General features: G+C 60.3%; 19 protein-coding genes. 9 read left to right on the top strand and 10 right to left on the bottom strand.

Going from position 1 to position 19851, the window contains the following annotated elements; all coding sequences use genetic code 11:
- Positions 1 to 101: 101 nt before the first annotated feature.
- A complete protein-coding gene (locus tag L8U60_RS07065; RefSeq protein ID WP_420840171.1) occupies positions 102 to 2066 on the bottom strand; it encodes a DEAD/DEAH box helicase in 1965 nt (654 codons plus the stop codon).
- 134 nt (positions 2067 to 2200) lie between these two features.
- Here L8U60_RS07065 and L8U60_RS07060 point away from each other — a divergent pair, with 134 nt between their 5' ends.
- From L8U60_RS07060 to L8U60_RS07045, 4 genes are all read left to right on the top strand, one after another.
- Positions 2201 to 2728, top strand: a complete 528-nt coding sequence (locus L8U60_RS07060; protein ID WP_269965657.1) for a hypothetical protein — start codon at positions 2201 to 2203, stop codon at positions 2726 to 2728.
- Positions 2729 to 2758: 30 nt separating this feature from the next.
- The gene (locus L8U60_RS07055; protein WP_269965656.1) at positions 2759 to 2884 is read left to right on the top strand and encodes an NUDIX hydrolase; all 126 of its coding nucleotides are present in this window, start codon (positions 2759 to 2761) and stop codon (positions 2882 to 2884) included.
- Between the two features lie 256 nt (positions 2885 to 3140).
- Positions 3141 to 4184, top strand: coding sequence for a DNA cytosine methyltransferase (locus tag L8U60_RS07050; RefSeq protein WP_269965665.1), 1044 nt, complete (start codon positions 3141 to 3143; stop codon positions 4182 to 4184).
- A complete protein-coding gene (locus L8U60_RS07045; protein ID WP_269965655.1) occupies positions 4178 to 5095 on the top strand; it encodes a NaeI family type II restriction endonuclease in 918 nt (305 codons plus the stop codon). Before L8U60_RS07050 ends, L8U60_RS07045 begins: the two co-directional genes overlap by 7 nt.
- A 3-nt stretch (positions 5096 to 5098) precedes the next feature.
- Here L8U60_RS07045 and L8U60_RS07040 read toward each other — a convergent pair whose 3' ends face one another.
- Positions 5099 to 6094: a nucleoside hydrolase gene (locus tag L8U60_RS07040; RefSeq protein ID WP_274708521.1), complete on the bottom strand. Its 996-nt coding sequence runs from the start codon at positions 6092 to 6094 to the stop codon at positions 5099 to 5101.
- Between the two features lie 18 nt (positions 6095 to 6112).
- Positions 6113 to 7369: an MFS transporter gene (locus L8U60_RS07035; protein WP_269965654.1), complete on the bottom strand. Its 1257-nt coding sequence runs from the start codon at positions 7367 to 7369 to the stop codon at positions 6113 to 6115.
- A 70-nt stretch (positions 7370 to 7439) separates the two neighbouring features.
- Between L8U60_RS07035 and L8U60_RS07030 the strand changes: the two genes are divergently transcribed.
- Positions 7440 to 7979 (top strand): hypothetical protein, encoded by a 540-nt coding sequence (locus L8U60_RS07030; RefSeq protein ID WP_269965653.1) that lies wholly within the window; start codon positions 7440 to 7442, stop codon positions 7977 to 7979.
- Between the two features lie 91 nt (positions 7980 to 8070).
- Positions 8071 to 8532: a hypothetical protein gene (locus tag L8U60_RS07025; RefSeq protein WP_269965652.1), complete on the top strand. Its 462-nt coding sequence runs from the start codon at positions 8071 to 8073 to the stop codon at positions 8530 to 8532.
- Here the strand turns inward: L8U60_RS07025 and L8U60_RS07020 are convergent, their stop codons facing one another.
- Together L8U60_RS07020 and L8U60_RS07015 are read right to left on the bottom strand one after the other, a co-directional pair.
- Entirely contained in the window at positions 8533 to 9330 is a 798-nt protein-coding gene (locus L8U60_RS07020) for a hypothetical protein (RefSeq protein WP_269965651.1), read from the bottom strand. It lies immediately after the preceding gene.
- A 92-nt stretch (positions 9331 to 9422) separates the two neighbouring features.
- Complete coding sequence (locus tag L8U60_RS07015; protein ID WP_269965650.1) at positions 9423 to 11012, bottom strand: carboxylesterase/lipase family protein; 1590 nt, start codon at positions 11010 to 11012, stop codon at positions 9423 to 9425.
- Positions 11013 to 11091: 79 nt separating this feature from the next.
- Here L8U60_RS07015 and L8U60_RS07010 point away from each other — a divergent pair, with 79 nt between their 5' ends.
- Together L8U60_RS07010 and L8U60_RS07005 are read left to right on the top strand one after the other, a co-directional pair.
- Positions 11092 to 11967 carry a hypothetical protein gene (locus L8U60_RS07010; RefSeq protein ID WP_269965649.1) on the top strand — a complete coding sequence of 292 codons (876 nt, stop codon included), beginning with the start codon at positions 11092 to 11094 and terminating at the stop codon, positions 11965 to 11967.
- A gap of 290 nt (positions 11968 to 12257) precedes the next feature.
- On the top strand, positions 12258 to 15998 hold the full coding sequence (locus L8U60_RS07005) for a multifunctional oxoglutarate decarboxylase/oxoglutarate dehydrogenase thiamine pyrophosphate-binding subunit/dihydrolipoyllysine-residue succinyltransferase subunit (protein ID WP_269965648.1): 3741 nt from the start codon (positions 12258 to 12260) through the stop codon (positions 15996 to 15998).
- Positions 15999 to 16295: 297 nt separating this feature from the next.
- Here the strand turns inward: L8U60_RS07005 and L8U60_RS07000 are convergent, their stop codons facing one another.
- The 3 genes from L8U60_RS07000 to L8U60_RS06990 are packed head-to-tail and all read right to left on the bottom strand — an operon-like array spanning position 16296 to position 17849.
- Complete coding sequence (locus L8U60_RS07000; RefSeq protein WP_269965663.1) at positions 16296 to 16610, bottom strand: SdpI family protein; 315 nt, start codon at positions 16608 to 16610, stop codon at positions 16296 to 16298.
- Between the two features lie 51 nt (positions 16611 to 16661).
- Positions 16662 to 17363: a type 2 periplasmic-binding domain-containing protein gene (locus L8U60_RS06995; protein WP_269965647.1), complete on the bottom strand. Its 702-nt coding sequence runs from the start codon at positions 17361 to 17363 to the stop codon at positions 16662 to 16664.
- A complete protein-coding gene (locus L8U60_RS06990; protein ID WP_269965646.1) occupies positions 17364 to 17849 on the bottom strand; it encodes a YflT domain-containing protein in 486 nt (161 codons plus the stop codon).
- A gap of 82 nt (positions 17850 to 17931) precedes the next feature.
- Between L8U60_RS06990 and L8U60_RS06985 the strand changes: the two genes are divergently transcribed.
- Entirely contained in the window at positions 17932 to 19083 is a 1152-nt protein-coding gene (locus L8U60_RS06985) for an Mrp/NBP35 family ATP-binding protein (RefSeq protein WP_269965645.1), read from the top strand.
- 9 nt (positions 19084 to 19092) lie between these two features.
- On the opposite strand, the gene tatB is transcribed toward L8U60_RS06985, so the two are convergent.
- Complete coding sequence (gene tatB / locus L8U60_RS06980) at positions 19093 to 19521, bottom strand: Sec-independent protein translocase protein TatB (protein WP_269965644.1); 429 nt, start codon at positions 19519 to 19521, stop codon at positions 19093 to 19095.
- A gap of 4 nt (positions 19522 to 19525) precedes the next feature.
- The gene (locus L8U60_RS06975) at positions 19526 to 19843 is read right to left on the bottom strand and encodes a hypothetical protein (RefSeq protein WP_269965643.1); all 318 of its coding nucleotides are present in this window, start codon (positions 19841 to 19843) and stop codon (positions 19526 to 19528) included.
- Positions 19844 to 19851: the final 8 nt, after the last annotated feature.

Here is a 19851-nt window from a genome sequence, read left to right as displayed (position 1 = left end):
CTACCTGCGAACCAGTACATGAAAAAGAGCGCCAGCAGAATCAACAACAAGATTCCGCTGGCGCTCCCAGCCACTACCGCGAAGGCAGCAACCTAAAGACGTTAGTCGCGCCAGTCGCGGTTCCCGCGGCCCTTGCCCCGGTATCCACCACGGCCCCGATCACGATCGCCACGACCACCACGATCATCGCGGTACCCACCGCGGCCACCGCGGTAGCCACCGCGTCCGCCGCGACCACCGCGATCACGGTCACGGGACGGCCCACCGGTATCCGGCTGAATGTTGATCAGCTGGCCGGAGATGCGGGTGCCCTTCAGGCGGTCGAGGACTTTACGGTCCATGTCCTTGGGCAGCTCGACGAGGGTGAAGTCACCGCCAATGGTGATGCGGCCGAAGTCACGGTTGGTCAGGCCACCTTCGTTGGCCAGGGCACCAACGATGGCACCCGGGCGCACGTTCTGGCGCTTGCCCACGTCCAGGCGGTAGGTGTCAAAGTTGACGTCGTCGTTGTGGAAGCGCCCACGACCACCACGGCCACCGCGCTCACCACGGTCACGGCCACCACGATCAAACCGGCCACCACGTTCGCGGTCACGGCGGTCATCGCGGTCCCAGCGCTCGCGGTCACGGCGGTCGCGCTTGTCCTTTGGCGGCTCCTTCATCAGGAACTCATCGCCAGAGGTCTGCGCGGCCAGTGCGGCAGCGATGTCTTCCATGGGCACGTCATGCTCCGTGGAGTAGCTGCGCACGAGAGCGCGGAAGAGATCCAGCTGGGAATCTTCCAGGGACTCGGTGATGGAGTCAGCGAACTTGGCCTTGCGCGAGTCGTTGACCTCATCAACGGTCGGCAGCTCCATCTCCTCGATCTTGGCACCGGTCACCTTCTCGATGGAGCGCAGCATGCGGCGCTCACGCGGGGTGACAAACAAGATCGCCTCACCGGTACGGCCGGCACGGCCAGTGCGGCCGATGCGGTGGACGTAGCTTTCGGTGTCATTCGGGATGTCGTAGTTGAGCACGTGGGAGATGCGCTCAACATCCAGGCCGCGCGCGGCAACGTCGGTGGCGACGAGGATGTCCAGGCGGCCGTCGCGAAGCTGATCGACGGTGCGCTCACGCTGCTGCTGTGCGATGTCACCGTTGATGGCTGCTGCGGAGAATCCGCGTGCGCGCAGCTTCTCGGCGAGCTCTTCGGTTTCGTGCTTGGTGCGCACGAACACGATCATGGCCTCGAACTCTGTCACCTCAAGGATGCGGGTGATGGCGTCGAGCTTGTTGCGGTGCGCGGTGAACAGGTAGCGCTGCGTGATGTTGGTGTTGGTGCGCGTCTTGGCCTTGACGGTGACCTCAGCAGGATCGTCGAGGTACTGCTTGGACAGGCGGCGGATGCCATTCGGCATCGTCGCGGAGAACAGCGCCACCTGCTTCTCATCCGGCGTGTCCTCAAGAATGCGCTCCACGTCTTCCTGGAAGCCCATGTTGAGCATCTCATCTGCCTCGTCGAGCACGAGGAAGCGCAGGTCAGAGATGTCCAGCGAGCCCTTCTCCAGGTGGTCGATCACACGGCCAGGCGTACCGACGATGATCTGCGCACCACGACGCAGACCGGACAGCTGAATGCCGTATGCCTGGCCACCGTAGATCGGCAGCACCGAAATGCCGCCCAGGTGGTCAGCGAAAGACTGGAAGGAATCAGACACCTGCAGCGCCAGCTCACGCGTCGGCGCAAGCACGAGGGCCTGCGGGTGGCGGGCCTTCTTATCGATGCGCGCCAGAATCGGCAACGCAAACGCCGCCGTCTTACCCGTACCCGTCTGCGCAAGGCCGACCACATCGCGGCCTTCCATCAGCAGCGGAATCGTCTGCGTCTGAATCTGCGACGGCGTTTCAAAGCCGACCTTCTTCACCGCATCAATGACATCGCCCGGGAGATCAAGGCCGTCAAAGCCGCTTGTCTGCGTCTCCCCGTCCGCAACATTCTCGTTGTTTTCGTTGTTGTCAGTTTCTTCGTTCGCGCCGGCCTCAGTGCCGGCCCCCATCTCTTCCCCGGCTTCTACCGGGGGCATCGCCTGCTGGTCTTCAGCGGCGGATTCATCAATATTCATCAATCGCAAACAGTACGCTACCCGTGGCCCTATAGCTATTTCGTGGCGAGAGCCCCACTGATTACAACAAACACTTCTGCCTACACTGTGTTCCTATGCGCTTCACCCGATCACACACTTTCCCCCTCATTACCCTCGCCGCCACAGGCCTGGTCCTCACCGGCTGCTCCTCCACCGACGAGCTCGCCGAACCAGCGCTGACAACCGTCGCTGAAGCTTCCTCTGAGGCCCAGCCCGAGTCCCACGAGGAGAAGCCCACCGAAGAGAAGCCCACCGAGGAAAAGCCCGAAGAAGAAAAACCTGACGACGGCCTCGACCCTGCCGGCACCATCTGTGGTGAGGTCGATTCGTTCACCATCGTCACGCTTAACGACGGCCTCAGCTGCGACGAAGCCATGACCGTCTTCAACGACTACATGTCCGGCTCCCCCTCCGGCACCCCACCCCAAGGCTCCGGCGCATTCTGGGACGCCCCGAACGGCTGGTTCTGCGGCGGCAACAACTTCCTCTTCCCCGGCGACGAAGACCAGAAGTTCAACAAATTCCCCTCCTGCGGCCCCAAGGACAGCGCCGAGAACGTCGTCGCCGTGCCAGCAGAGCGTGTGAGCGAGCTTCCCGTTTAATTCTGGCGCCACTGCCCTACGATGAAACGCATGCCAAAGCTTATCGACGTCACCGGCGCCGTCATCCTCCGCAACAGCACCGTCTTCGCCGCCCGGCGCGGTGAAGGCAAGGCCCTTGCCGACCGAACATCGCCTCTTCGAACAAACAAAGATTAATCAACCGGGCTGACAATCCTTATATCTTCCACATACATCGAGGACACCCCGCCACCACTTCATCCACCGCGGCTGGGCAAAACCCTTTCAAACAACCAGTTCGTACAAACATTCGATTCCAAAGGAATCAATGTCCCTTAGGGAAATACGATGAGAGTCCATTAATAGTTCTTACCTAAGGAGCGCTAGAGTCATGAAGCACATAACCCCAATCAAAGGTGGTAGTTACCTCAAAAAGGGAGAGGGTGTTCGAGTCATGGAAAGCGGCGGAGAGCTAACATCTCTTGAGATCTGCGCCGGCGCAGGTGGCCAAGCACTTGGCCTGGAGTGGGCCGGATTCAAGCACAGTGCAGTAGTTGAGATCGACAGCTGGGCTTGCCAGACCCTTCGAGACAACAGCTTCGATAGCAAAAACAAGACTTCCTGGACAGTGCTTGAAATGGATGTCCATGATCTTGATGGGCGGCCATGGAACGGCAAAATTGACTTGTTTGCCGGGGGTGTCCCTTGCCCTCCATTCTCTATCGCTGGAAAGCAGCTCGGGTCTGACGATGAGCGTGACCTCTTCCCCCAAGCACTCCGACTTATCGAAGAAATCGAACCCCGTGCTGTGCTACTTGAAAACGTTAAAGGGCTGGGGCAAAAACGCTTTGATACCTACCGTGCTCAGATAATTAAGACTCTCAACTCTCTTGGTTACGAGGTCTTCTGGAAACTCATCCAAGCAGCTGATTATGGGGTACCACAACTGAGACCACGTTTTATTTTGGTGGCTCTCAAATATGAGTATGCAGATTACTTTTCCTGGCCTGCTCCTCGCGATGAGATTGTCACCGTAGGCGAAGCCTTACATCACCTCATGGCCGAAAACGGTTGGCCCGGAGCGGATGAATGGGCCAAGCAAGCGAATACCGTCGCGCCGACATTAGTCGGCGGTTCCAAAAAACATGGTGGTCCAGATGTTGGTCCAACCAGAGCTCGAGAAGCATGGCGAGTATTGGGAGTTCGCGGCTCATCAATTGCAGAAGAATCTCCAGGCAAAGACTTTCCGGTGGGAGATCCCGATAATCTTCCCCGTCTCACTGTTCCAATGGGTGGGGTGATCCAGGGATTCCCTGAAGATTGGAAATGGGCCGGCAGGAAAACCGCGCAATGGCGTCAAGTTGGCAACGCGTTCCCACCCCCAGTGGCAGAGGCATTGGGACGATCAATTGCAAATGCTCTACACCGAATCCCCGTGAATAATGGAGACCAAGCAGAGCCAGCACAAATTGAGATCAAGGAAGCTGCCTTATGGTAGAAATGACCCCCGCCCAAATCGCCCAGCATCTTGCAAAGCAATTGCAGGAGGCAGACCCTGGTGGAGAGCGCATGGCGCTTCTATTCCGAGAAACTTTTGATCAAGCTTATGACGGCCAGAATACTGGCCGCTATCGCCCCCAGGACCTAAGCAAAACGGAGTTAGCCCACATCGGCTCCCTTGTCGAAATAAACATTAGGAGACAATTTACCGATCTAATCTCCGATGGAATCAAGATGGACTACTGCATCGACGAAGTTGAAGTCGACTGCAAGTACTCTAAGAATCCTTTCGGTTGGATGATCCCCCTAGAAACCGTCCATAACTACGCAATGCTTTGCCATGCCGACGAGGTCAAAGCTACTTTTCGTGTTGGTTTTGTCTACATCACTGATGAGATTCTGAATAAGGGTGGAAACCGCGATAAAAAACGCACCATTAGCCTCACAGGTAGGGAGTCCATCCAGTGGGCTTGGTTCGACCACCCTTTCCCTAAGAATGTGCTTCTCGCCCTGAAACCAGATGATGCCGAGTTCGTGATGCAAGAAAAATCGGGCCAGGCGCGAATTAACAATCTTTTTCGCACGGTTCAAAACCAGGTGATTCCGCGAGGCATCATTTGCACTGTGGCACAACAAAAAGATCCAATGAAAAGGATTCGCTACAACGGAGGCGCACGCTCAATTCTCTTGCCCGAAGGAATAATAATTCTTGGCGATTACTCACGCCATACCCGAATTGCCAAAGACTTAGGGTTGCCGGAACCCAAAAACGGCGGATGCATGGCTGTTCGAGTGATTGAAACTACAAAAACCTTCAATGGTCCGAAAACAGAAATTGACAACCGATACTGGAGAATCGCGCTCCCGGATGACCCTCACGAAGATGCACCCCTCATCCCCGAGAAGTAGCAACTAATCATCCGCCCGCATATGCCGGAGCCGCTCCAGTGCGGGGTCGCCGGCGGCGATGCGGGCGTGGGTGGTGCAGGCGGTGTCGAAAAGCTGCCAGGCGGTGGTGGGGTCTGAGTCGGTGAGGATGTGGGCGTTGGGGTTGCGGTCCCACATGCCGGTGTCGTCGGCGATGGAGGTGCCGCGGGTTAAGGGGGAATTGGGTTCGAGGTCGACCGTCGATAAGCGAAAATCCGATGGGACCTGGCCCAGTGCAACCATGACGGTGAGCAGGTCATGGATTTGGGCCTGGTAGCCGTCGCCGGTGTCTTCGTGGAATTCAAAGTAGAAGCGGGTGATGGGCTCAAGGTGTTCTGCGAGCAGTGATGTGCCCAGGGAGTCAATGATGCGTTCGAGGTGGTCCGGGGTGAGGATCATGCGTTCGGTCACGTTGAGGGGGCACACCGTGATCGGCGTGGGAGTGGTGGCAAAGACGTGCTTGGCGGCGTGCGGGTCGACCCAGAAGTTCCACTCCGCGGTGGGCGTGGTGTTGCCCGGGTAGAGGAAGGCCCCGCCCATAACCGTGATGTGCTTGAGCTTGGCGTAGTGCTGCGGGTGCAGGTGGGCAAACGCGGCGAGGTTGGTCATGGGGCCGGTGATGATGAGGTGGAGGTCCTCAGTCCCGCGGTCGATGGCATCGCACCACAGCATGGCCCAATCGTGCTCAACATGGCGCCCCGGCGCGGTGGCATAGCCCAGGCCGGTGTCCCCGTGCGTGTCCGGCGTGGTGGTGAGCTCCCACTCAAGTGGGGCCTGCATCCCCGCGGCGAGAGGGATGGTGGGCAGGCCGCACAGGGTGAGAATCCAGGCGGCGTTGCGCGCGCACTGGTCGGCGTCCACGTTGCCGGCACTGGTGGTCACGCACTCAAGTTCAATGTCCTGTGTGTGCGCCAAGGCGGCGAGGTAGATCAGCGCGTAGGTGTCGTCGATGCCGGGATCGCAGTCGTAGATGACTCTCATGATGTCTTTCCGTTTGTTCTATCGGGATGCTTTGTCGGGGTGAGTTTCATTGCCAAGGGTTGCCCATACGATAAACGCACCAGCGGCGATGACACCGCACACCATGAACGCGGCGGGGAAACCGTGGGATTGGGCGATCGCACCGATGATGATGGGGCCAAGGACCTGGCCGGCGTCGCCACACATCTGGAACACGGACAGCGCCTTACCGCCGGAGCGGTCATTGCCAATGATGTCTGCCAGGGTGGCCTGCTGGCTGGGCACGATGAGGCCGCCGCCCACGCCGGCGATGACGGACAGGGCGATGAGGGACCACACGGCGGTGGCAAAGCCGAGTGTGCCCGTAGATAGAGCCGTGACCGCCAGACCGGTGAGAATGAGCGGTTTACGGCCAATGCTGTCCGCCAACCGGCCGGAGAACTGCAGGGTCACTGCGTTGCCAAAAGCGAAAGCCGCCAGTGCGAAGCCTGATGCAGCGGCACCATGCGTGAACACCGATGCCGCGAAGAGCGGCAGAATAGCCACGCGGACCCCCATGTTCACCCAGCCATTGGCAAACATGGAGGCCAACAGGGACTGATAGCTCGGGTTCTTAAACGCCTCGTGCAGGCGCATTGGTGGGCGCTTCAGCATCGACACATCCGTATCTGAATTCGGCAGCGCCACCCACACCACCACCGCGGCGAGTGCCACGGCCGTGCCGTAAATAACAAAAGGCCAGCGCATGCCCATGAAGGACAGGGCAGCACCAATGATGGGGCCAATGATATTGCCTAGCAGAAATGCCGTCGCGTACGTGGAGCTCGCCCGCCCTCGGATCTGCGGCGGCGCCACCTTCACAATCAGTGCCTGCGCGGAAATAGTGAACATCGTGGACCCCAGCCCAGCAATGAACCGTAGCGCCAGCATGTGCCAATACGCCTGCGCCACAGCCACCAGTCCGGTACTCACCGCCACGATGACCAGGCCCGTGATGTACACCTTGCGCGAACCAAGCTTATCGACGAGCCTCCCCGCCCCCGGCGCCCCCAACAACCGTGCTGCGGAGAACACCGACACCACCGCGGCCGCCGCGGCCATGGTGACGCCGAAGCTACTGGCAAACTGCGGGATCACCGGCGCGATAATGCCGTAGCCAAGCGCAATAAGAAACGCTGCGGCGACGAGGACCCAAATCTCCTTAGGGATCTTCGGCGCGTGTGCCAAAGAGACAGAAGCCGGCTCATAGGGGCCGGACTCTTTGGGGATATCAGCAGCAGGTTCAGGGATGGTCATGTCCCATCACACACTAGTGTGGTTCACAAACACACGGTGAATCCTCCTTCCGAAAGGTCGTCTTCCCAGTATGAGCACCACCTCGCCGTATGCCGAGCAATCACGTCCGGCCGACCACGAGTACCGCCCGAACATCCTCAGCCGGATTCTTGCCACTCTGGCGGTGGTCTGGGGTGCTATCTGCATCTGCGCTGGCATTGACATGGGGATCAACAGCAAGAACGTGTTTGACTTCCTCAACATGGCTTTCTTCGGCCTGGCCTTCATTGTCCCCGCAACCTGGTGGTTTATCTGCAGCGCGAAGGATAAGAAAGCCTTTGAGGCCTACGCCGAAGCGGTAAAAACCCGCGAAGCGACCGCGCAATTCCTCACGGAGGAAGATGCCATCATCCTTCGCGGCATGGGCAAACTGGACCCACCCGCCCGCACCCCGCGCCGGTGGTGGATCATTGCCCTGATCACCTTCGGCCTGCTGGTCATCTCCGCCCTCACCACCCCTGCTGACAAAGACGAGGAATCAGCGGATACTCCTTCCACTAGTTCCACTAGTTCCACTAGTGCCACCAGCTCCACCAACACGACCGCCCCGGCAGAGCCAGCACAGCCTTAACGCCATCGTTGATCAGGCCCTTTAGGCTCGTTCGAACGTTTGTTCTATAGCGTTCGAGGCGGTGTCGCAGGTGCCGGATAGGTTCTGGGGCATGACGAACACACGAGAGATTGCACACCAGATCCGCACTACCCACGCCGATGCCCTTGAGCGCTTTGATGCAGTGATTCACCACCCGCGCTCCCTGGCCCGGCCTAACCCAACATGGCGTCCACCAACGCGGGAATTGCCCCGCGTGGGCAATGGTCCTTCACTGAAGGTTGCCATTACGCGCCGTCGCGTTGGCCCCCGCGCACAAGCCCGCATCAAAGGCTTCGGCGAATCGCATGTTCCCGCTTATCTCATTGAGGTCCGCTTCACTGACGTCACCGGCTACACCGTTGACCGCGATGTTGCAGAGGCCTGGGTACGCGCACTCGTCCCCGCCGACATGGCCGGCGCAGTGCACGAGGTTTACTCCCCGACCGGCGCCACCTTCGTCTGGCTTGTGGACGGCACCTTTACGCCCGTCTACTCCCCCGCCTCCATGTTTGAGGGGATCGCCGCGGCGTAGTTAGTCTTCGTCGTCCTCTTCATCTTCGACGTCATCCTCGAGGTCGTCCTCATCACCATGGTCGGCACCGAAGATGTCGTACACGTCCGGCTCGTCGAAGTCGTCCTCGTCGAATGGGAGAAGCTGTGCTTCCCAGTCCTCGGCGTGGTCGGCGGCGAGTGAGAGCACATCAAACAGGCGATCAAAGTCGTAGAAGACACCCAGGTCAAGGGTCTCCGCGTCAGCTGCTGCCTCAGCGTGGAGGGTGGCAAAGAGGTGCTCGCGGTCTTCCTCGGTGAGTTCTGCATCCCCGTCCGAATCCCACAGTTCCCCAATGGCGTCATCCAGAAGGTCGTCGTAGGAATCCGGTAGGGCAACAAACGTCACGGTCGCGCACGGCGAGCCATCGACTTCTTCCACCTGAACTTGTAGTTCGGCGTTCTCCCCCACCTCAGCGCGCACCAAGTGCGGATCGAGTGGGTCTTGGTAGAACTCCACATCCCCGATGCGCTCATCGGTGCCTTCCAGCAAGTCACGCAGGACGGTGATCACCTGGTCCGTGGCCATGTGCTGGGCAACGGTGGCCACGGCATCCTCGACGGAGAAGACGACGGAGACGAGCACTGCTTCAAACTCATCATCATCCGCATCCACATCCGCAGCGGCGATATACACGTTCGCGGCGGGCAAGTGCGGGTCGATTTCCTCAAAGTGGATCTCAACATCAGACGTGATGGGCACGAACATTGTGTCGTCGTGCACGCGCGACTCAATTCCCTCCCGGTCAAGACCGGCGGCAATATCCTCAAAAAAGCTCATGACGTGGGGTTCCCTTCTGGTGGCCCGCAGCGCCGCTTCGACGCCCTGGGGTGCTGCCTGTGGTAGCGGAACCAAGCCTAGCCATCAGCAGGCTAAAGTGCAGCAGGATTCCACTGCGGATCATCTGGATCAATGCCCAAGAAATCCACCAGGCTCTCCGCAATATCGCGGCGACCGGTTCCCCACTGCGTCAGATTGAAGCCTTCCCACGCGCGGCGTTTCTCCGGCTTCGGGTCCCACACGACCGTGGATTCCGTCCGGAGAACCGCGGTGGCACGACCCGGCGCGGTGTCAGAGCTGAAGCCGTATTCCGGCCAGATGTCGCCGGGGCGACCGGTGTGGAAGAAGGAGCCCCAGTGGCGCTGCATCATCTCACTGACGGTGTCGAAGTCCGCCCGTGGCGTGAGCGTTTGCAGAATGCCAGCGGGCGTGGTGAAGCGGGCGCCGAACACCGTCTCCAGGTCCGCTGTGTGGACAGCGCCCACGCCGAGCTTCTGAAGCGGCGCCGCGGCGAAGTCAAAGTGGTACATCCACACCGGCGCCACGTGACGGTGATCAGAGGCAATGCTTACCGACGGCGCCCAGAACACCGCATCCGCCACAAGCTCCGCGAAATCACTGCGATCAGTGGCGTTGTTGTAGGCAGCCAGGATTGCATCCGCGTTCTCTGGGTCGAAGACTTCCAGGATCCTGCGGGCGGCGCGTTGGCGCGTGCGGCTGAACATGAACATCGCTTTGGTGAAGCTGGCTTCCCCTGAATTAGAGCCAATGATGAGTGGCACCGGGGCTTCCTCATGCGCCGCAAAGGTATCAATCGGGTGCTGCGGTAGGACCGACTCATCCACGGTGGGCATGAACGCGAGGTTCAGGTACTGGATTTCACCGGAACGGATCAACAGTGCGTTGCCCACCCGGACGAGGTCTTCGGCGGGGACGGCGCGGAGATCAGAGATCGTCGATAAGCGCGACATGCCCATTCCGTCGAGCAGCGCGCGCACCCACATGGCGGCTTGAAGGCGCGAGTGCACCGCAGCGACGGGCGCAGACTGCGCGATTGCCCCGTGGAACAAACCCCGTGCCTGGGGCGAGGACATGAGTGCGGTAACAGCGTTGGCCCCAGCGGACTCCCCCATGATGGTCACGCGATCCGGGTTACCACCGAACGCGGCGATGTTATCGCGCACCCACTGCAGCGCGAGGATCTGATCATAGGTCGCGGGATTGGCCACGCAGTCCTCGCCGAGCGAGCGCATATCCAGATATCCCAGAACGCCCAGGCGGAAATTGATGGAGACGTACACGATGTTCGTGGCACTCGCGAAATGGTGGCCTTGGAAGATCTTCTCATTGGAAAACCCAGTGAGGAACGTCCCGCCATGGATATACACCACCACCGGTAGTTCCTCATCCGTGTCCGGGCGAACGATATCCAGCGTGAGGCAATCCTCCGTGCCCATGACCTTGTCATTCCAACCGTAGGTACCTTGCATGGCAGGTTCCGCAAATTCGGTGGCATCAAAAGTCCCCGCCCATGGCTGGCGCGGCTGCGGTGCGGAGAAGCGGAATTGCCCACCCGTGTGCTCCCCGTACGGCACCCCGCGCCAGGTGCGCATACCAGTTGCCGGATCGACGATGCCGCGGATCTTTCCCGCGGTGGTCATGACAACTTGATCGCTGGCCATAACGCAACTCTAACCGCGGAAATCTATTCCGTCCTAAGATGGTGTGATTGCCCGCGAAACTTTAAGGAGATACCCCAGAGTGGTTTTTGGCAGGAAGAAGAAGCAGAAGGACACCGCGGTGGTGGAAGCGAACACCGCTGCCACTGCTATCAGTGAGGAGAATGCCTCCCGCATCGGCCGCACCTTCATCAAGGGATTGGACCAAGCCGTGCACCTGCAATCCGGGTTTATCAAGGGCTACGTCAACTGGCTGCGCCGTTCTAACCCAGATGCCACACCCGCGGAGATCCAAGAGATCATGCGCAAGCACTTCATGAATGCGGCTGCTGGCTCCGGTGCTGGCACTGGCGGTGCGGCAGCTGTCCCGGGTGTGGGTTTTGTCACCGGCTCCGCAGCCATCGCGGCGGAGTCCCTCCTCTTCGTGGACATGGCGGCCGTGTACACCGTGGGGTCGGCGTACCTGCGTGGCGAAGACATCACTGATGCAGAGCGCCGTCGCGCCATCGTTCTGTTGGCGTTGTCGGGGGCGCAGGGCGCGGCAATCGTCGATACGCTTGTCGGCCCTGATGCGAACGCACTGCCCACGACGAAGTCCCTGGCGCGATTCACCGGACCGACTCTCACCCAAGCGAACAACATGATGACGCGCACGGTGATGAAGAGCATCAACCGCAGGCTGCGCCGCATGTGGATCGGCAAAATCATGCCGCTGGGCATCGGTGTTGTGGCCGGCGTGACCGCCAACCGCGCACTGGCCAAGAAGGTTGTGGACAACACGGCCCGGAACCTGGGGCCAGCCCCAGCCGAGTTCGCAACTCCCCTGCCGCCGAAGAGCAATGAGGAAGAAAAACTCGCCGAAGCTGCTAGCGACAAGAAGACCTGGAAGTCCCGCTTCCAGGCGGTGATGGACGTGTTTGAGAAGAACCGCGATGACTCAGACGAGATTTCTCAGTAGGACCCCACAGAACACAGCTTTAAAACCACAGCTGAGAGCGCTTCTGTTCCCCACATCCACCAACGCATGAGGACAAGGTGGGGCGAGCGAATACTCCTTGTGGGATCTTGTGGGATAAGGACGTATCATTGGTTAGCAGTGCCCACAAGCAGCCTGTCCGAAAACGCGGAAAGTATGCAGTATTGTGGGCTGTTAGCAATGGTTCACGCACCGTTTCATACCCGGTAACGTGGACGCAGAAAAACCAACAAACGCAGTAGTAGAGCACAGAAGCGAGGCGAGTAACTGCCGTGAGCAGCGAGAGCACATTCGGCCAAAACGACTGGCTGGTTGATGAGATGTTCCAGCAGTACAAGAACGACCCCAATTCCGTAGACGCGGAATGGCGGGACTTGTTTGAGAAGAAGGGCGTCACCGGTGGGTCTAGCCCGCTCGCTTCTGGCGCCGCGAACAGCTCCGACACCAGCGTTCACCGCGCACGCACCAGCGCACAGGTCGCCCAGTCCACGGGTGCACCGAGCCAGGATGGTCGTGCCACCAAGGTGGACAAGGCAGTAACTGAAATCAGCACACCCTCTGCCAAGAAGCAGCCGCCGGCTCCGAAGCCGTCCCCGCTGGACAACATCGGCACCCTGCCGGAGGCTGGCGAACAGCAGCTGAAGGGCATGTTCAAGGCGATTGCTAAGAACATGGACGAGTCCCTGACTGTCCCGACGGCAACGACCGTGCGCGATATGCCGGTCAAGCTCATGTTTGAGAATCGTGCGCAGATCAACGACCACCTGAAGCGCACCCGCGGCGGCAAGATTTCCTTCACCCACATCATCGGCTGGGCCATTGTGAAGTCCGCTCTGCTCCACCCGGGCATGAACGTGAACTACAAGGTTGTGGACGGCAAGCCCTTCGTGGTCACGCCTGAACACATCAACCTGGGTCTGGCTATTGACCTTCCGCAGAAGGATGGCTCCCGCGCCCTCGTCGTCGCAGCCATCAAGGAGTGCGAGACCCTCTCCTTCGACCAGTTTGTCAAGGCATACGAGGACATCGTTGCCCGCGCCCGTCAGAACAAGCTGAAGATCGACGACTTCCAGGGTGTCACCATCCAGCTGACCAACCCGGGCGGCATTGGTACCCGTCACTCCATCCCGCGTCTGACCAAGGGTCAGGGCACCATCGTTGGTGTCGGCGCCATGGACTACCCGGCTGAGTTCGCTGGTGCTTCCGAGGACCGCCTGGCTGAGCTCGGTGTGGGCAAGCTGACCACGCTGACCTCCACCTACGACCACCGCGTCATCCAGGGCGCAGAGTCCGGTGAGTTCCTGCGCGATATTTCGCGCCTGCTTATCGACGATAAGTTCTGGGACGAGATCTTCAACGCCATGCGCATCCCCTACGCACCGATGCGTTGGGCACAGGACATCCCGAACTCCGGCGTGGACAAGTCCACCCGCGTGATGAACCTCATTGAGGCATATCGCTCCCGCGGCCACCTCATGGCTGACACCAACCCGTTGAACTGGCACCAGCCGGGCCTGCCGAAGCCGGACGCCCGCGACCTCCTGCTGGAGACCCACGGCCTGACCCTGTGGGACCTGGACCGCACGTTCAACGTCGGTGGCTTCGGCGGCAAGGAGACCATGACCCTGCGCGAAGTGCTCACCCGCCTGCGCGCTGCTTACACCCTGCACATCGGCGCCGAGTACACCCACGTCCTCGACCGCGATGAGCGTGACTGGCTGCGTGACCGCCTTGAGGTGGGCATGCCAAAGCCGACCAACGCTGAGCAGAAGTACATCCTGCAGAAGCTCAACGCCGCAGAGGCCTTTGAGAACTTCCTGCAGACCAAGTACCTGGGCCAGAAGCGCTTCTCCCTCGAGGGTGCGGAGACCCTGATTCCGCTGATGGACTCCATCATTGACACCGCCGCCGGCCAGGGGCTGGATGAAGTTGTCATTGGTATGCCGCACCGTGGTCGCCTGAACGTGCTGTTCAACATCGTTGGCAAGCCGGTCAAGACCATCTTCAGCGAGTTCGAAGGCAACCTGCAGCCGGCCCAGCAGGGTGGCTCCGGTGATGTGAAGTACCACTTGGGCTTCCAGGGCGAGCACCTGCAGATGTTCGGCGACGGTGACATCAAGCTCACACTGGCCGCTAACCCGTCCCACCTAGAGGCTGTTGACCCGGTTCTCGTGGGCATCGCCCGCGCTAAGCAGGACCTGATCAACCAGGGTAAGAGCGCTGACGACCACACCGTTGTCCCGCTCATGCTCCACGGTGACGCATCCTTCGCTGGCCTTGGCGTTGTTCAGGAGACCCTGAACATGTCCAAGCTCACGGGCTACGACGTGGGCGGTACCGTGCACATCATTGTGAACAACCAGGTTGGCTTCACCACCACCCCGGACCAGGGCCGCTCCACCTACTACGCCACCGACCTGGCTAAGGGCTTTGACTGCCCGGTCTTCCACGTCAACGGCGACGACCCGGAGGCAGCAGCCTGGGTTGGCCAGCTGGCTACCGAGTACCGCCGCGAGTTTGGCAAGGACGTCTTCATTGACCTCATCTGCTACCGCCTGCGCGGCCACAACGAGGCAGACGATCCGTCGGTGACCCAGCCGCTCATGTACGAGCGCATCGAGTCCCACCCGTCCGTGCGTACCCGCTACACCAAGGACCTCATCGGTCGTGGCGATATCACGCAGGAAGAGGCAGAGATCGCTGCACAGGACTTCCACGACCAGCTGGATTCCGTTTTCAACGACGTCAAGGAAGGTGGCGGACAGCCGGGCGAGCAGACCGGTATCACCGAGTCCCAGTCCCTCACCCGCGGCCTGGATACCTCCATCGACGACGCAACGTTCAAGGCACTGGCTGACACGTATGCGAACCTGCCGGATGACTTCACGCCGAACAAGCGCCTGAAGTCCGTGCTGAAGAACCGTGGTGGTTCCTTCGAGTCCGGCAACATCGACTGGGCATGGGCAGAACTGCTCGCCTTCGGCTCCCTGGCTAAGCAGGGCAAGCTTGTCCGCCTGGCTGGTGAGGACTCCAAGCGCGGTACCTTCACCCAGCGCCACGGTGTCCTGTTCGACCCGAATACCGGTGAGCAGTACAACCCGCTTGACGCTGCAGCCATCGAGGCTGGCAACGGCGGCCGTTTCCAGATCTACAACTCCGCTCTGACCGAGTTCGGTGGCTTGGGCTTCGAGTACGGCTACACCGTGGGCAATCCGGACGCACTCGTTGCATGGGAGGCACAGTTCGGTGACTTCGCCAACGGTGCACAGACCATCATCGATGAGTACGTCTCCTCCGGTGAGACCAAGTGGGGTCAGCTGTCCAAGCTGGTCATGCTGCTCCCCCACGGCTACGAGGGCCAGGGCCCGGACCACTCCTCTGCACGCATCGAGCGTTTCCTGCAGCTGGTGGCCGAAGGTTCCATGACCATCGCTCAGCCGACCATTCCGGCTAACTATTTCCACCTGCTGCGCCGCCAGGCACTCGGTGACATGAAGCGTCCGCTTGTCGTCTTCACCCCGAAGTCCATGCTGCGTAACAAGGCTGCTGTCTCCCAGGTGGACGAGTTCACCCAGCAGAAGTCCTTCCGCTCCGTCATCGACGACCCGCGCTTGGTGGACGCCACCAACAAGGTCATCGGCGACGCGAACAAGGTGACCACGATCATGCTCTGCTCCGGCAAGATCTACTACGAGCTGGAGAAGCGCCGCGCCCAGGACGAGCGCGAGGACATTGCCATCATCCGTGTGGAGATGCTGCACCCGATCCCGTTCAACCGCCTGTCCGACGCGTTTGCGAACTACCCGAACGCCAAGGAGATCCGCTTCGTGCAGGACGAGCCGGCCAACCAGGGTCCGTGGCCGTTCTACAACGAGCACCTGGCCAACTTCGTGGACAACATGCCGCCGATGCGCCGCATCTCGCGCCGTGCACAGTCCACCACTGCAACCGGTGTGACCAAGGTCCACCAGCAGGAGGAGAAGGCACTGCTCGACGAGGCATTCGCCGACTAGTCCGCTAAGGCGAAGGGGAGCTGCATAACGCAGCTCCCCTTTTTTTGCTTGCCTTAGTAGGAAATCCCGGGTTAAGTACCAGCCAAGGGGGGTGAGGGTTGCCCTTCATCGCGTTTCTTCGCGGGGTCTGTGTAAAGAATTACAACGCGAAAAATCGGCTCGAATGAAATGCCTGGTAGAGAATTTCTATCCTTAGATAGTTTCCAACGCAATGTAAGATTTTACACAGATGCACGCTGGGGCGAGCGCTCTGAGGCTCAGCGGAGCTCGGCGGACCCACGCGGAGCCCACACCCCCCTACTGCACGGCAGCTTCTGCCTTCTTCGCAGCGAGCATCACCAGGACCACTAAAACCACAACAACGGGGATACTCACCCAGCCGATCATGGAGTCATCCAGGAAGAGACACGCGATGCCACCGATGATCAATGGGATTCCACTGGCAGTGAGCACACCCGCGGCAGCCTTGTGACCGGTAGTCCACGCTTCTTCACTAGCGAGGAGAGACAGAGTCCGAATGCCCACCCAGTTGTTCTTCGGCAAAGTCCCTTGACTTGCCTTAACTCCTACCCATACCAAAATCCCGCCACACACAAACCACGTAACGGCCATGATTACTGCAAATACGGACAATTATTTCTCCTTCGAAACGATGACGAAAAGCTAGGCGCCACCAGATTCATCGTCTTCAACGGCGCGCTCAAGGGCAATACCCATGCCGGTCTTTTCCTGGATCCACTCATTCACGGCACGGGATGGGTCCGGATCCTTCGCGGCTTCCTCAACGATATCTTTGAGGTCCTCGGTGGTCATGGCGCGGGTCGCTTTGTTCATTGCGCGGCGAACACCACGGTCAAAGAGGCTGGCGTCAAACACTGGGATGACGTTGTTTGGCAGGTCGCCGTGTTCTTGGGATTCGCATGACTCGGCTGGGGAGGGGTCAATGGTGCTCAGGTTGGCCGGCAAGGTGGCTACGGCAGCGTCGTAGGTAGCCAGTGGGATGTCCTCGGCGTTGTGGGACTCCCCTGCACCAGCGGCGTCGGCAGCAACACGGTTCAGTTCAGCAGCCTCCCCCGGGTTTTCTTGGGTGACTAGGGAGCCGGCACAGAGCACCGCGAAGTTAGCCTCACCGCTTTGCAGCACGCTGAGCTTCGCACTGTCATCCGGGAGGCTCATGGGGATGATGCCCACCTGGCGGCCGTCGAACTGTGCGATCTGGCGGTAGATTTCAGCCAACACCATCTGTTCATCATCGGACGGGTCCACGGCGATCTTCACGGTGGGCTTTGCATCCGCATCGGACGATGTGCAGGCGCTTAAGGGCAGCAGGCTGAGGGCGGCAATGGTCGCGAGGGTCTTGCGCATTTACTGTCCTGCCTGTGGGAGATTCTGGGAGATCAAGTCGCGGGCACGCGGTGCCTGGCTGGCCTCACATAGGACGTCGTAGCGCCCCGCCACGATGGTGGTAGCAGAAGAGAAATCACGCTTGCCCTGCGTCATCGCATAGCCCACAGCAGCGAAGATCACGCCGAAAATGATGCCTATCACTAGTGCGGTGAGCATAGACATCATCGGCTCCGGACTAAACAGCGCGAAGAGAAGGCCAACGAACAAACCGAACCACAGTCCGGACAGCGCACCACCACCGAGCACACGCCCCCACGTGAGGCGACCAGTAACCTTTTCCACCTGCATGAGGTCCACACCCACGATGGTGAGCTCCTCCACCGGGAATTCCTGGTCCGAGAGATAGTCCACGGCAGCTTGCGCTTCCGCGTAGGACTGGAAGCTGCCCACGGGCCACCCGGAGGGCCGTTGAGGGGTCATGCGCGCGTTGAAAGGCTGAGTCATGTCGTTAAAATCCTCGCTTCACATTTCACGTATGTGGTCGAGTGTAGTGTTCCCGCGGGTGAGGGTCATATACTGGCCGATGATGAGTAACACAAGCGGTACCCCAGGAATTTCTGAAGCAGCCGTCCGTAATGCGTTGGCACGGGTGGATGACCCCGAGATCGGCAAACCGATCACCGAACTGGACATGGTTGAGTCCGTGCGCATCGATGGCAACGACGTTGCCGTGGGCATTTATCTCACCATCGCTGGCTGCCCAATGCGTGACACCATCGAGGGCAATGTCCGTGCCGTCGTCGAAGAGCTCGACGGCGTAGGCGAGGTCAGCGTGACCATGCACACGATGAGCGACGAACAGCGCCGCAACCTCGCGCAGCGTCTCAAGGGCGATAAGTCTGAGCCCGTCATTCCGTTCGCTCAGCCGGGCTCCACCACGCGCGTGTTCGCAGTTGCGTCCGGCAAGGGCGGCGTGGGCAAGTCCTCGATGACGGTGAACCTGGCCACCTCGCTCGCCGCGCAGGGCCTCACCGTGGGGATTCTGGACGCGGATATTTACGGCCACTCTATCCCCGGACTCATGGGTTCTGTGGGGCAAGGCCCAACGCTTGTCGACGAGATGTTGATGCCCCCCATCGCCCACAACGTCCGCCACATCTCCATCGGACAATTCGTCGAAGGCAATGCCCCGGTGGTGTGGCGTGGCCCGATGCTCACTCGTGCGATCCAGCAGTTCCTCGCGGACGTGTACTGGTCTGAGCTCGACGTTCTGTTCATGGACCTGCCTCCGGGAACCGGCGACGTGGCTATTACCGTGGCGCAGCTGGTGCCGAATGCGGAGCTCCTCATTGTGACCACCCCGCAGGCCGCTGCCGCTGAGGTGGCAGAACGCGCCGGTTCGATCTCCCAGCAGACGGGTCAGCGCGTAGCCGGGGTGATTGAGAACATGTCCGCCATGGTCATGCCCGATGGCACCACCATGGACATTTTCGGTTCCGGCGGCGGCGAGCAGGTGGCGGAGCGCCTCACCCACATCACGGGTGAAGAGGTGCCGCTGCTCGGCTCTGTTCCGCTTGACCCGCAGCTGCGTGCGCATGGTGATGACGGCACCCCGATCGCTATCTCCGCACCCGACTCCCCCGCAGCCAAGGCGGTCAACGAGATTGCCAACAAGCTCAAGGTCCGCCGCGAATCCCTCGCTGGCAAGAACCTGTCACTCGGTGTGACGAACAACTAGCCGCTACAACTACGTCACGTCAGCCCAGGAGAAACCGCCACCGCTCGTCGCTGGCGGTTCAGGCTGGCTGACACCCGGCTGCTTGCGCCGCGGCCGAGTCGGCTTCTGCTCCCCGGCAGCCGGCACCGGGTCCCCATCCATCATGGTGGCGGGATTGAGGGCGTCGAGGTAGCTCTCGTCTTCGTCGAAAAGCACCTTGGCAATGGCCTTCTTCGGGCCCATCGCCGCGTATTCGGTGACGGTGCTCATTGGCTTGCGGAACTCATCAAGCCCATCAAACTCCCCGTTGAGCTCCTGCTTTGCATTGGCAATGGCTTTGCGCGCAGCAAAAACCGCGGCGCGCACGTCCTGGATGACACCGGGCAGGCGCTCCGGGCCAACGACAATGAGGCCCACGAGAATAACGACGAAGACCTCGCCCCAGCCAATGTTAAACACGCCTCTACTTTAGCCCCCCGCGCAATTTAGACCACGTAGCACTCAGCGGCCCCTGCTTCGGATCTGCAGTGGCAGGGATATCCGTCCCCTCCATGTGAGCGAGTTTTTCCACCAAGGAACGCGGCGCGCGCAGACATCCATCGGCGTTGTGTTCCCGCACTGCTGTCGCTGCTGCCCGCTGACGTGCTGCTTCATCCCTGCACACCTGGCACACCGCAAGATGCAGGCGCGCGCGGTGAACGGCGGTGCGCGACAACTCCCCATCGATGAGCGCCGCCACGGCCTCAAAACTTAAGTGGTCTGTCGAATCGAACTTCGGCATGGCATTCT

The sequence above is a fragment of the Corynebacterium meitnerae genome (genome assembly GCF_027570075.1).
Lineage (GTDB): Bacteria > Actinomycetota > Actinomycetes > Mycobacteriales > Mycobacteriaceae > Corynebacterium > Corynebacterium meitnerae.
The sequence above is the reverse complement of the archived record's forward strand: the minus strand, read 5'-3'. Positions and strand labels throughout refer to the sequence as shown.

Bases quoted from the DNA above. Each gene is read 5' to 3' on its own strand.
- L8U60_RS07065 (WP_420840171.1), bottom strand. From the start codon at position 2,066: ATGCCCCCGGTAGAAGCCGGGGAAGAGATGGGGGCCGGCACTGAGGCC.
- L8U60_RS07060 (WP_269965657.1), top strand. From the start codon at position 2,201: ATGCGCTTCACCCGATCACACACTTTCCCCCTCATTACCCTCGCCGCC.
- L8U60_RS07055 (WP_269965656.1), top strand. From the start codon at position 2,759: ATGCCAAAGCTTATCGACGTCACCGGCGCCGTCATCCTCCGCAACAGC.
- L8U60_RS07050 (WP_269965665.1), top strand. From the start codon at position 3,141: ATGGAAAGCGGCGGAGAGCTAACATCTCTTGAGATCTGCGCCGGCGCA.
- L8U60_RS07045 (WP_269965655.1), top strand. From the start codon at position 4,178: ATGGTAGAAATGACCCCCGCCCAAATCGCCCAGCATCTTGCAAAGCAA.
- L8U60_RS07040 (WP_274708521.1), bottom strand. From the start codon at position 6,094: ATGAGAGTCATCTACGACTGCGATCCCGGCATCGACGACACCTACGCG.
- L8U60_RS07035 (WP_269965654.1), bottom strand. From the start codon at position 7,369: ATGACCATCCCTGAACCTGCTGCTGATATCCCCAAAGAGTCCGGCCCC.
- L8U60_RS07030 (WP_269965653.1), top strand. From the start codon at position 7,440: ATGAGCACCACCTCGCCGTATGCCGAGCAATCACGTCCGGCCGACCAC.
- L8U60_RS07025 (WP_269965652.1), top strand. From the start codon at position 8,071: ATGACGAACACACGAGAGATTGCACACCAGATCCGCACTACCCACGCC.
- L8U60_RS07020 (WP_269965651.1), bottom strand. From the start codon at position 9,330: ATGAGCTTTTTTGAGGATATTGCCGCCGGTCTTGACCGGGAGGGAATT.
- L8U60_RS07015 (WP_269965650.1), bottom strand. From the start codon at position 11,012: ATGGCCAGCGATCAAGTTGTCATGACCACCGCGGGAAAGATCCGCGGC.
- L8U60_RS07000 (WP_269965663.1), bottom strand. From the start codon at position 16,610: ATGGCCGTTACGTGGTTTGTGTGTGGCGGGATTTTGGTATGGGTAGGA.
- L8U60_RS06995 (WP_269965647.1), bottom strand. From the start codon at position 17,363: ATGCGCAAGACCCTCGCGACCATTGCCGCCCTCAGCCTGCTGCCCTTA.
- L8U60_RS06990 (WP_269965646.1), bottom strand. From the start codon at position 17,849: ATGACTCAGCCTTTCAACGCGCGCATGACCCCTCAACGGCCCTCCGGG.
- L8U60_RS06985 (WP_269965645.1), top strand. From the start codon at position 17,932: ATGAGTAACACAAGCGGTACCCCAGGAATTTCTGAAGCAGCCGTCCGT.
- L8U60_RS06975 (WP_269965643.1), bottom strand. From the start codon at position 19,843: ATGCCGAAGTTCGATTCGACAGACCACTTAAGTTTTGAGGCCGTGGCG.